The organism is Ghiorsea bivora, from assembly GCF_000744415.1.
Classification (GTDB): Bacteria; Pseudomonadota; Zetaproteobacteria; order Mariprofundales; family Mariprofundaceae; genus Ghiorsea; species Ghiorsea bivora.
Map to the genome: position 1 here is coordinate 1 of NZ_JQLW01000002.1, position 12,706 is coordinate 12,706.

The following is a 12,706-nucleotide window of genomic DNA, read 5'->3' on the forward strand; positions in this document are numbered from 1 at the left end:
ACCCCCTCTGTCAGGATAGTTGCCGCCTTCTCAAAAAAGTCTCATAAGTCATGATGAGGCATTCAGGAGATAGTGAATGACGCGATATTCAGAAGAATTAAAAGATAAGTTGGTTGAAAAGATGCTGTCTTCGCCTGCTGTTTCTGTTGAAACTTTGGCGAAAGAAACGGGCATAGCTAGAAGCACGCTTTATAGATGGAAACAAGCTGGTGGTGCTCGTTCTAGTGCCACGAAGTGGCGCAGTGAGGATAAGTTTAATGCTTTGATTGAAACAGCCGCATTCAGTGCGGTTGAGCTTGGCGAATACTGCCGCAAGAAGGGTATTTATGTTGAGGATATTGAGGCTTGGAAGCAGGCAGCGATTCGTGGTAATCGTGAGCAAGGTGAACTTGATATAGCAGCCAAGAAAACCGCGACCCAAGCAAGTAAGGAGTTGGCGCGTTTGCGGCGTGATATTGAGCGCAAAGATAAGGCTTTGGCAGAGGCAGCTGCGCTGTTGATACTGTCAAAAAAAGCCAATGCCATCTGGGGGGATCCCGAGGCAGAATGATTGCCAAGGATGAACGTCAGGTGGCTGTCACACTACTTCATGAAGCTATAAGTGCAGGGGCGCGTATGCATAAATCTTGTCATATTCTGGGCATTTCTACGCATACATATTTGCGCTGGAAAAAGGTTGGAGGGCTTGAAGATAAGCGCTCGCAGGTTGTGCGTGTACCTAGCAATAAATTGAGTTTAGAGGAAAGAAAACAAGTGCTTACCATCTGTAACAGTGAACCATACCGCTCATTACCACCTTCACAAATTGTACCTATGCTCGCAGATGAAGGGCGGTATATTGCTTCAGAATCAAGCTTTTATCGTATTTTACGTGAAGCAAAGCAACTGCATCGGCGAGGCAAAGCTGCGGCACCTCGCAAGGTTATAAAACCTAAAGCTTTTAAGGCTACAGCAGCCAATCAAGTATGGAGTTGGGACATCACTTATTTGGCTGCCAGCATCAAGGGTAAGTTTTACCGTTTGTACTTGGCCATGGATATTTTTAGCCGCAAAATTGTAGGTTGGGAAGTGCATGAATCTGAAACTGCCGCTCACGCATCAGCATTGATTCAAAAGGCATGTTTGACTGAAAACACTGTGGAAAAAGAGCTTGTTTTACACTCAGATAACGGCTCACCAATGAAAGGTGCGACCATGTTGGCAACCTTACAACGCTTGGGTGTTGTACCATCGTTTAGTCGCCCATCAGTCAGCGATGATAACCCATATTCTGAATCTCTATTCAGGACGCTGAAATATACACCAGCTTACCCATCTCAACCCTTTGAATCATTGGCAAAAGCTAGAGCGTGGATACATACTTTTGTGACGTGGTACAACACTGAGCATAGGCATAGTTCGTTAAAGTTTGTAACACCTGTGCAGCGGCATAGTGGTGAGGATGAAAGCATTCTTAACCATCGAAAAAAGGTCTATGAAATGGCAAAAAAACAGCAGCCCAAACGCTGGTCAGGAAACACAAGAAACTGGGGTAGGTTAAACCACGTTTGGCTTAACCCTGAAAATGAAATTTGCGCAAAAAATGAGCCTTGTCTCAATGCTGCGTGACCAATGAAGGTGCAACTATGTTGACACACACCGGATACAAGTACGAAATTAATGTTCCTGTTACAGGGAAGATAATACCAGCAGAAGCGACTGGAGCTAGCGCATCAATACAGGTTGCAGGGCATACATTTTCTAAGACTGTTTCTCTCCTACCTAACCAGGACGCTCATTTTATATGGGATGGGACAAATATTTATGGGCACCGAATGCGGGGGCAAGTTAACATTCTTGTTACAATTTCATTTCATTACCCCTCTGCTTATGACTGGGGTCGAAATCAACCGTCTATACTCTTTGCTCAACCAGTTTCTCCCAATCAAGTAAGCGGCATAACTTATCGGTATGGAGTAGAAGATAAGGTTTCAACTGCTTTTAACCTTAAGTCGTTTGTTTCAGATCAAAATACGATTGCATCTGGCTGGTCAATTTCTTCTTTTCATAAGCTATATCATGATGGTGAAGTAGAATATGGCGATGGTGAAATAAAAATTAAAGAGTTCTCCAAAGTAATTAATACATTTGCAGGCTCAGCTACTGCAGTTCAACTTGGGGATGGAGCTGCGGCAATTGATGCTAAGATAAACAGAGGAGCAGGGCTTGCAGTAACAGGAGATGGGACGCTTTTTGTGTCAGAAGCAAACAGGGTGAGAAAGATAACTCCAGATGGTATTATTACTACCTTCGCTGGAAATGGATCACCAGGAACAACAAACCCAATTCTAACTGGAGATGGAGGACCAGCCACCAGTGCTGCGCTTTCACCTAGTAGCCTAGCTTTAGACCCGCAAGAGGAAAACTTATATATCGTGGATATGCGGTTCCGTATTCGAAAAGTGAATCTGAAGTCTGGCTTGATTTCTACCTATGCAGGTGGAGGGAATAGAGCTCTTGCGTTTTCAGAAAGTGATTACGCTACAAGGGTAAGTTTTTCTGTGGAGGATATTGCGTTCGCTGATGATGGAACACTCTTTGCTCATGGAGGTCATGGAAACAGGATATATCAAGTTAACACTAATGGTATAATGACCCATATTGATTTAGGAGCTTCATTATATTACACACAATCTTTTGCGGTTGGACATGATGGTTCTCTGTATATATCAAGCTATGATAATCAAGATGTTTTTATTAGAAGACCTAATGGATCCCAAGAGATAATATTGCCGTATCAAGAACCAAGCGGTCCTATGTATGTTGATAGAGAAGGTGTTTTAGTCTATTCGATGGGTAGTGCAGTCTTTAGACGCTATACTGATGGGACAGTGGAACGGGTGGCAGGAAGGGGTGCTTCCTTGGCTGAAGGTGTCGATCCTAAGCAAGCAAAACTGGGTTATGTAAGCGCTCTTACATCTGACCCCCAAGGTAATATTTACCTTTTAGTCTATACAACAGTTGGTTCCTATCCATATTATTCTTCTTATGGTCAAGTAAAAATTATAAAAAATATTGAAGGAACCTTCACTCAAGCTTCTGGAGAATTTGAAGTTAGTGATGCAAGTAAAGGTGAAATATATATTTTTAGTCGTTCGAAGAAACATTTGAGAACACTTGATCTTAGTACAGGCATTGTCTTAAAAACATTTTCATATGATGCATTAGACAATTTGATAGCCATTACTGATAGATTTGGAAATGTTACTCAGATTTTAAGAAATGGCTCTTCTCCTTATGCAATTGTTGCTCCAGATGGACAAACGACAAATTTAAATGTAACTAGTGGTCAATTGGATTCAGTAGTGTACCCAGATGGTTCCAGTTATCTCTTTACTTATTCACCTTCTAATTTGTTGGTTGCGAAAAATGATCCTAATGGGGGGGCATTTCACTACCAATATGATTTACTAAATGGTAAGGTTTTGTCTACAACGGATGCAAATAGTGCTACAATGAGCTTCTCTTCGAAGGTTAATAGTGGAACTTCGACAGCGAAAACAACAGATCAAGAGGGCAGAAGCTTCACATCGACTAGAACTTCGCTTTTGTCTGGTGATGTTAAAACTATTGTTGTTGCCAAAAGTGGTCTAATTACGCACAAGGTATCCACCTTATCCGGGTCTAAATTACTTGAAAATAGACCTGATAATACTAGGATAACCAGCCAATATAGTACTGACCAAAAATATGCAACAAGACGGCTAAGTTCGAAGTATATCGAATTACCCAGTGGGCTAAGAAACTATTCAAGTAACGGAATTGAATATCAAGATATAAACTTTGATGGAATATCAGATAAAATAATAAGTCGGTTTGCACAGTCGGAGGTCTTAAGGTTCGACTGGCGAGGGAATCCTATATTTGGGGTGAGTCAAACAACAACTATCGTAAATAATGTGCTCAACGGCACACGCACCATCACCACCCCAGCAGGGCGCACAGCAACCGTGAATTATGATGTGACCAATTTATTGACCACATCAAGTGCCACACCTGGTCTGGCGAGCACATCTTATGCCTATGATTTCCGAGGTCGGTTGACCGATACCACGGTGGGCAGTATTGCCCCGCGCACCACTAGCCTTGTTTATGATAATGCGGGCAATGTGGCGAGTGTGACCGATGCAATCAATCGCAGCACATCGTTTAACTATGATGTGATGGGTCGCGTCACGCAGCAGACCTTGCCTGATGGTCGGGCGATTGCGTACAGCTATGACAATCTTGGTAATCTGTTGTCCATCACCCCACCGGGTCGCCCTGCACATGTGTTTAACTACACGCCTGTAAGCCTTGAAGCGGGATACACACCACCTGCCGTGGCGGGTACGGGTGCAACCACCTATCAATACAACCTTGCCAAGCAATTAACCAGCGTCACCCGCCCTGATGGTCAATCATTGAGCTTGGCTTATGACACAGGGGCAAGGTTAAGCACGCAGACTTTGCCGCGCGGTACGGTGAGTTATGCTTATGATGCAGTAACAGGTCATCTATCCAGCATCACCGCCCCTGATGGCGGCACGCTCTCCTACACCTATGATGGTTTTCTGCCATTATCTGAATCATGGGCTGGTGCTATCGTGGGTGATGTATCTGTGGCTTATGACAGCTTCTTCCGCATTACATCAAGAAGCGTGGGCGCAACACCCATCAATTACACCTATGATGCCGATGGTTTGCTCACAGGCGCAGGCGCAGAAACATTAACCCGTGACCCGCTCAATGGTTTGCTGACAGGCACAAGTCTGGCAGGTGTCACCACAACCAATACATACAATGAATTTGGTGAACTGGCTGCATTTGTTTCATCGGCTCCGTTTGCCACCAGTTATACCCGCGATAAGCTGGGTAGAATCGTGCAGAAAGTGGAAACCATCGAGGGCGTGACCACGACCACCGATTATGTTTATGACCTTGCGGGCCGGTTGACGGGTGTATCGGAGAATGGTGTGGCTGTTTCCGTGTATGGTTACGACACCAACGGCAACCGCATCAACGGCTTTAATCAAGCAGGTGGCATCCTCGCCTACTACGATGCACAAGACCGCTTAACATCATGGAATGGTGTGAACTACACATACACTGCCAACGGTGAACTCGCCAGCAAAGTGAGCACCACAGGCACGACCAGCTACACCTATGATGTACTGGGCAACCTCATGTCTGCAAGCTTGCCGAATGCCACCACGGTTGATTATATCATTGATGGACGCAACAGACGTGTTGGTAAAAAGGTCAATGGCGTTTTAACGCAAGGCTTCTTGTATAAAGACCAGCTTAACCCAGTTGCTGAATTGGATGGACAAGGAAACATCGTTAGCCGCTTTGTTTATGGCTCAAAAGCCAATGTGCCGGATTATATGATTAAAGCTGGTGTGACTTACAGAATCATTAGCGATCACTTAGGAAGCCCAAGACTTGTAGTAGATAACACAGGCGCAATCGTGCAACGCATGGACTACGACGACTGGGGCAATGTCATCACCGATACCAATCCAGGGTTTCAACCCTTCGGCTTCGCCGGTGGCCTGTATGACCGGGATACCGGCCTGGTCCGCTTCGGCGCAAGGGATTATGACCCCGAGACCGGTCGCTGGGCAGCCAAAGACCCGATCAGGTTTTATGGACTTAGCAGTAACTTATATGGTTATACCCATAATGATCCTGTCAATTGGATAGATTCGGCTGGACTAATCAAGGTGAAGCCGGGAGCCAATGTATCGGGTTTAGTGCCTGAAATTATTAACACATACCCAGTTATTGATGGAGCAGTGCGGAATTACTCATCATATGATGAAGGAGTAATTACCTCGGGCAATGATAGTAAGCATAAGAGAAATTCCAAGCATTATTCGAATGAGGCTGTTGATATTCGCGGCAAAATATTTTCTGATCAAACCATGAGGGATATTGCTGATGAGATCCGAAGAAAATTAGGGCCTGATTATGATGTAATACCTGAATTTTTCCCTAATAATCCAGTAAATGATCATATTCACATTGAATATGATCCAAAGGGGTCAACATGCAATTAATAAAATTAAGCAAAGCTGGCCTTTTATTTACTGTCTTATTACTACCGCTACTTGCTGGATGCGAAGAAACTTCATTGCCGGAGGGCTGGAGATTTCCAACTAATGCTGATTTTATTGGTGAGTGGAAAGAGAACGAGAAATATGTAGAAAAGCCTTACTTGGCCGAAGCCGACTTTGATGGGAATGGAGTACTGGACCAAGCATGGATACTCATCAAAGATGATAATTCATGGGGGGTGTTTGTAATCCTAGATTTAGATTCAACAGATCCTGACTGGATACAGCTTGATATAACAGAAAAAGGATCAAAAACATATCTTCCGCCCCAAAGCATGGGATTGGATGTTGTTTCCGAGGGTAAATATAAAACAGTATGTGGAAAAGGCTATGATTGCGAAAAGAATGAACCTAAAGAAATTGAACTCCGTCTTCCTGCTATTCGATATTTTCGCTATGAAAGTGCAAGTTCTATTTTTTATTGGGATAAAAAAACAAGCGCCTTTAAAAGAATATGGATGAGTGATTGATTCACAATAATTTACTTGCTGATACAGTTTTAGGGGTAACGATAACATCAAATTCTTACAATGAATTTGGTGAACTGGCTGCATTTGCTTCATCGGCTCCGTTTGCCACCAGTTATACCCGCGACAAGCTGGGACGTATCATCCAGAAAGTGGAAACCATCGAGGGCGTGACCACGACCACCGATTATGTCTATGACCTAGCAGGTCGGTTGACGGGTGTATCGGAGAATGGTGTGGCTGTGTCCGTGTATGGTTATGATACCAATGGCAACCGCATCAATGGGTTTAACAAGGCAGGCGGCATTCTCGCCTATTACGATGCACAAGACCGCTTAACCAGTTGGAACGGCATCAACTACACATACACTGCCAACGGTGAACTCGCCTCTAAACGTCATTCCCTCGCAGGAGGGAATCCACAAGTCACCACTTATCAATACGATGTGCTGGGTAACTTGATGTCTGCAAGCCTGCCCAATGGCACCACCATTGATTATATCATTGATGGACGTAATCGCAGGATCGGCAAGAAGGTGAACGGAACCCTTGTGCAGGGCTTCCTGTACAAGGATCAGCTGAACCCTGTTGCCGAGCTTGATGGTGCTGGCAATGTGGTTAGCAGGTTTGTGTATGGCTCCAAAGCCAATGTGCCGGACTACATGGTGAAGGGTGGAGTTACATACAGAATCATCTCTGACCACCTCGGCAGCCCAAGATTGGTAGTTGATAGCGCAGGAACTGTTGTCCAACGCATGGATTATGATGATTGGGGTAATGTCACCAACGACACAAATCCCGGATTCCAGCCGTTCGGCTTTGCGGGTGGTATCTATGACAGAGATACCAACCTGACTAGATTTGGCGCAAGGGATTACGACCCTGAAACAGGCCGTTGGACGGCGAAGGATCCGATCCGCTTCGATGGCGGAGATACGAATCTGTACGGGTATGTGCTTAGTAATCCTGTTAACCTAGTTGATCCAAATGGAAAGTGGTTTATAGAGGTCTGTAAAGTAGGGTTAGCAGCTTTGGCGGTTAAAGGGTTTTATGATTTCTATGATTGGACAAAAGATGTTGAAAAGCAATTCGATAATGCTGATGCACTAAGGCAGTTGGAAGAAACAGAGTATGGGTATTTGGATGGCAACCAAGTTCCTGATAATATCCAAGAACTTATAAGAAATAAAAACATGGAGATTATTAGTGGAACAATAGATATTGGTACTTCTGCTCAAGGTACGTCCCTTAACCCTTCAGCAGGGTCACCAAACCCTGCAAGCAGGTGATAAGAGATGAAAAGTAAAAGTAAATTACTTTTGATGGTTGCTTTAGTTGTATTTATCATATTAATTGTCTTTAAGGAGGGCGTTTTACCTTTAGTTCATGGTATTATTGGGAATCCTGTTAAAGAACTTGAAATTGGAGGAACCTTTAAATTAGCAGTACCTAGCAATTGGATACCATTTGTTATTAAGGAAGATGAAAATCAAAAGGTGTTTGGCTATATCCCATACGAGTATTTTTCAGGAAAAAGAGGAGAAGAGTTAATTGCTTCACTTTTTATTCCACATAATAATGGATACTCTCCTGTCTTGTTCTTAAAAATGAACAGTGAAGACCTGCTTAATGTACAGACGATTAAAAAGAGATTATTATCTGAAGGTGATAGCTACGATAGTTCAAAAGCGAAATACTCACGATGTTATATTGATGAATGGGAATGTTATAAAATTGAAAGCCTTTCAGACTTAAATGATTCGGCTCTTTTATATTTACCAGAGACCTTGGTAATAATATCTGTTTCCAAGGAGCTTCTGGATACTTCTGGGGGGTTAACTATCAACATCAAGATTAAAGCTGAAAAGAAGTGAGTTTTCGTTAATTTAGGGAGAGATGGGGTCTACCATTGGATTTTGCAGGTCTTCGGGGGCAGGTCGCACGCCGTCATAGGCAATCAATCTAGTAGAGAATAATGAGGTCTACCATTGGATTTTGCATAGTAGTGTCCCGTCCAAGTGTCCAACGGTAGAAAGCCATAAGATTTAGGCAGTATTTTTGCTTAAATCGTGGTTTTTATCGTTGATTTCGGTTCAATTTCACATTTTCACACCTCGTTTTTCATTCAATAAGTTCGTATTTTTGTGTCCAAAGCATGGTGAACCTGCGGACAGTGTTTAGTTGCCTGCATAATCATACGGATTGTTGGCTGGTTTATCATGGTGGAAGGTAATATCCATTGAGCAATCCATCCCAAGCTTCAAAATATTGTGCTTTATATGGGTTAGCCTTTTTGTTTGTCCAAACTTCAGCAGGCGTTGCCCCATCAAGATAGTCATGTGGTCTGACATGGTTATACCAAAACCCAAATAAGTGAAGGGAATGATTTAACGCTTCAAATGATGGCACTTCCCATTGGTTAAGCTTCTGCTTGAGTGTGCCAAAGAAACGTTCGGCCTTTCCATTTTGCCAGGGTGAAGCTATTTCGGTTTGTTGATGTTTGATGCCGAGGACCCACAAACCAAAGCGAAAGAGTTTCGATGTAAATATGACTTCATTATCAGTACGAATCATTTTGGGCTTACCATACCTCTTGATGGCAACGATAATACATTCAAGCAGGGTGATGGATGATTTGTCGATAAGCGGCTTTAGGCTAATGCAACTTCTACTTTGATGCTCAACTATACCAAGTAAATGATGCAGCTTTCCTGATGCATCGAACTTGCCCGTTAAATCTATACCCCAAATCAGATTATGTGGCACAGCTTTGGGTCGCTTATGTTTAAGCTTTCTTCGCAGCGTTTGAATTGCAAATTGATGATTGCGGATAACAGTGTTTACATAGCTTTTGCTCACTGTCATGCCTTTGTGTTCATGCAGACGATTAAATGTGTGAGCTATGGTTCTACATCCTGCTTGCGGCATCAATGCTTTGAGCCTGATAACTTTATGTTTTACCCATTTGGGTTTGGGCTGGTGATAATAATGTTGGTATTTCTTCACTTGCTTGAAGCTGCCGCAAACCCTTTCTTTATGTGAATAAGTAGCCACAAACCATAGGTATATAAAGTGTAAAGAATATATGACTATCATTTTATTACCCTTTTAGCGTCTCTCTAGTTACTTTCGCCGCTAGACTTAATAGTTATGATATGTATGCTTCGCCGCAATGGCAAACTTATTTGATGAAGTGATAATAGCGGACAAGCTAAAGAAATTGGCACGGGGCGATACGATGCCATGGACCGAAATGGCTGATTTACTCGATACAATTGAGAAATCAGGACACTGGACTAAATCATCAAACTCTTTTACCGATTGGTTACAAAAGAATGCAGAAATACTTGGCAATAAAGAAAGCACTTTATGGCGCTATTTGGTTGTTGGTCGCTATTACCATGACCTGCGCAGCCAGTTTGCTCGTGTTAAACTTGAATACCCACCCTTGCTTGAGCTGCCCAAGCATATAAGCCCTGAAAAGCTTGAGCTGCTTTCAAAGTTAGCCCGAGTAGCCCCTAGAGACTTTTTTGAGAAGCTTATTTATGATGTGCTCAATAATGCCATTACACGTGATGATATACGCGAGCAGTGGCGGGCATTTCGCCCTGCTCTTCAGGGTAAAACAGCACGGGGTCGTAAGGTCTTGGCACCTAGAGTGAACATTAAAAATAAGGAAGAGTTTTATAGTGTGCGAGAGGCTATGATTATCAATGGTCTTAAAGCTTATGGTGCAGGTTGGCTTGGTGATGTGAATGCACAAATGTATGAAGTAAAGATGCATATTAAAGTGCCCCATCATTCACGAATACGTGGTCCTAGAATTATTGATGCTGTTGTTTTGCATAAAGCGAAAGATACAAATTTGGAAGTACACATTATTGAAACGATACCTTCTTTTTCAATGCGCAGTGTGATGGAAAAATTTCAAGAGCTTTCAGTCTATTGCGATTATATTTGGGTTGCCACTCACAAAGAAGAATTTTCACCAGCTCAAGAAAAGAAGTATATAGCTAAATACCCTAAATATGTGGGAATATTGATGGTGGATGACTCTCATGTTTCAGTGGTTCGTAAGGCATTGCCTTGCGAAAAAGATTTAACAGAAGCCAATGCTCTATTAAAAGTGCTTTTGTTGAAAGAATCTCGCTAATGCTTTTATTTATAATTATTACTCTAGCTAGCGGGTGTAATGAATGAGTAACAGGAGAATAGAAATGAGAAAAGCAATTAAAGTATTTGAATACCGATTTGTGGAAGACTTTAGCCAAGAAAGGATTGCCTCGGCGCTGAGTATTAGCCGCAGTGCCGTTAGGACTTATCTAAGACGCTTCAAAGCAACAGGTCTCGCATGGCCATTAGAGAATAACATGTCTCATGATGAGCTTGAATCCTTGTTGTTTCCTAAACGAGAAAGCCCAAAGCATCACCAACCCAATTGGGTAGAAATAAGTAAGGAAATGAAGCGTAAGGGAGCAACAATCGAGGTGTTATGGTCTGAGTATAAACAGGCTAACCCAGAAGGCTTGAGTTATAGTCATTTTTGTCGTTTATTCCGAGCATTTAAGAAGAAACTACCAGCGAGTGCCAGGTTGATCCATAAAGCTGGCGAGCAAGTCATGGTGGATTATGCAGGTCATACAGTTGAGGTGGTTATTCCAGATACGGGTGAAATTAAACGAGCTCAAATATTTGTCGGTATGCTTCCTTGCTCTGGATATACCTATGCTGAAGCCACATGGGATCAGAAGAAACCAAGTTGGATTGGCTCACATGTAAGAATGTTTGAATTTTTTGGTGGTGTGCCACGGTATCTCATCCCAGATAACTTAAAATCTGCAGTGACCGTTGCAGGCTGGAAGAACCTTGTACTCAATCGTACTTATGAAGATTTGGGTGAGCACTATAGGGTAATTATTGAGCCTGCTAGACCTCACAAACCCAAGGACAAATCATTGGTGGAACTTGCTGTTAAGGAAGTAGAGAGAAAAATTCTTTTCTGCTTACGTAACCACACCTTTTTTGGGCTGCAAGAACTCAATGATAAAATATATGTGCTACTTCAAAGGTTAAATAACAGGGAAACAAAGAAAATACCACAGGGGCGACTCAAACTATTTAATGAACTAGAAAAGAATGAGTTGAAACCACTTCCAGCAAATGCATATGAATATGCCGAGTTTACTGCTCAAACGGTTCAGATTGATTATACAATCAATACAGAGGGGCATTATTACAGTGTTCCCTTCCAATATATTGGTCAGAAGGTTGATATTAAAACAACCGAGAAAAAGATTGAGGTGTTTTGCAAAGGTAAAACCATTGCATCTCATCCAAGAAGTTCTGTAACTGGCGGGAATACGATAAACAACTTGCACATGCCTGAGAACCACAAGGCTATTAAACAATGGAGCCAAGAACGGTTGCTTGAGGTTGCAGGATTTATTGGCAGAGAAACACAAAGCTTTGTTGCTTTACTTGAGCCTGAAAAGATGATGGAAGTTAGTAGATATAAAGTTGGCACTAAACTGCAAAAGCTTTTAGATCAGTATGGAGATACTCTTGTAAATAAAGCATGTGACCACGCGATAAGTTTGAGTGCACTTAGTATAAATCACCTTGAAAACATTCTCAAAAATAAATCAAAACAACGGTAACCCACCCATAAGTGACTGTATTTATAAGTAGAAAAGTGTTAAGCAGCTAACGCCAGCTTTTGCTTAGGCGTTATGCCACCAAGTGCCATGTTAGGTCGTTCATTGTTATACGTCCATAACCAGCGGGTTGCCTGCATTTGAACTTCTTCTATCTCACTAAAGATATATTGGCTAAGCCAGTCATATCTAACAGTACGATTATACCGTTCAATATAAGCATTCTGTTGCGGGTTTCCTGGCTGGATAAACATCAATAGAATATTGTGTTTCTTAGCCCAGTTTGCCAGCAAATGACCCTGTAAATCCTTCTGTGTAAATTCATTACCTAAAACTTCTCAGGCATCCTATCTGGAAACTCAATCATGAACCTATTAAGCGCAGCTTTCCAGTGATGAATTGGCATAGTCCATTTTTTGGATGCTGATTCAATGGCTAGATACACGAC

General features: G+C 42.4%; 8 protein-coding genes and 1 pseudogene. 7 read left to right on the top strand and 2 right to left on the bottom strand.

Annotated features, from left to right (window positions below):
* Positions 1-76: 76 nt before the first annotated feature.
* The 5 genes from DM09_RS00435 (at position 77) to DM09_RS00455 (ending at position 8,478) form a co-directional block, all read left to right on the top strand.
* Positions 77-1,608 (top strand): IS3 family transposase gene (locus DM09_RS00435; protein WP_232507708.1). Its coding sequence is split into 2 segments (ribosomal slippage): positions 77-515 and positions 515-1,608, totalling 1,533 coding nucleotides; the frame shifts between segments, so codons are not numbered across the junction.
* A gap of 17 nt (positions 1,609-1,625) precedes the next feature.
* The gene (locus tag DM09_RS10925) at positions 1,626-6,080 is read left to right on the top strand and encodes an RHS repeat-associated core domain-containing protein (RefSeq protein WP_081881022.1); all 4,455 of its coding nucleotides are present in this window, start codon (positions 1,626-1,628) and stop codon (positions 6,078-6,080) included.
* Positions 6,071-6,607, top strand: a complete 537-nt coding sequence (locus DM09_RS00445) for a hypothetical protein (RefSeq protein ID WP_038246646.1) — start codon at positions 6,071-6,073, stop codon at positions 6,605-6,607. Before DM09_RS10925 ends, DM09_RS00445 begins: the two co-directional genes overlap by 10 nt.
* Positions 6,604-7,893: an RHS repeat domain-containing protein gene (locus DM09_RS00450; protein WP_051937848.1), complete on the top strand. Its 1,290-nt coding sequence runs from the start codon at positions 6,604-6,606 to the stop codon at positions 7,891-7,893. The genes DM09_RS00445 and DM09_RS00450 overlap by 4 nt, the downstream gene beginning before the upstream one ends.
* A gap of 6 nt (positions 7,894-7,899) precedes the next feature.
* Positions 7,900-8,478, top strand: coding sequence for a hypothetical protein (locus DM09_RS00455; protein ID WP_038246648.1), 579 nt, complete (start codon positions 7,900-7,902; stop codon positions 8,476-8,478).
* Between the two features lie 343 nt (positions 8,479-8,821).
* On the opposite strand, the gene DM09_RS00460 is transcribed toward DM09_RS00455, so the two are convergent.
* The gene (locus DM09_RS00460) at positions 8,822-9,610 is read right to left on the bottom strand and encodes an integrase core domain-containing protein (RefSeq protein WP_157753570.1); all 789 of its coding nucleotides are present in this window, start codon (positions 9,608-9,610) and stop codon (positions 8,822-8,824) included.
* 166 nt (positions 9,611-9,776) lie between these two features.
* Here DM09_RS00460 and DM09_RS00465 point away from each other — a divergent pair, with 166 nt between their 5' ends.
* Together DM09_RS00465 and istA are read left to right on the top strand one after the other, a co-directional pair.
* Positions 9,777-10,757: a hypothetical protein gene (locus tag DM09_RS00465; RefSeq protein WP_038246650.1), complete on the top strand. Its 981-nt coding sequence runs from the start codon at positions 9,777-9,779 to the stop codon at positions 10,755-10,757.
* A gap of 64 nt (positions 10,758-10,821) precedes the next feature.
* Entirely contained in the window at positions 10,822-12,261 is a 1,440-nt protein-coding gene (istA, locus tag DM09_RS00470; RefSeq protein ID WP_157753571.1) for an IS21 family transposase, read from the top strand.
* 38 nt (positions 12,262-12,299) lie between these two features.
* Here the strand turns inward: istA and DM09_RS00475 are convergent.
* A pseudogene (locus tag DM09_RS00475) lies at positions 12,300-12,548 on the bottom strand (integrase core domain-containing protein); the annotation flags it as partial.
* Between the last annotated feature and the right edge of the window lie 158 nt (positions 12,549-12,706).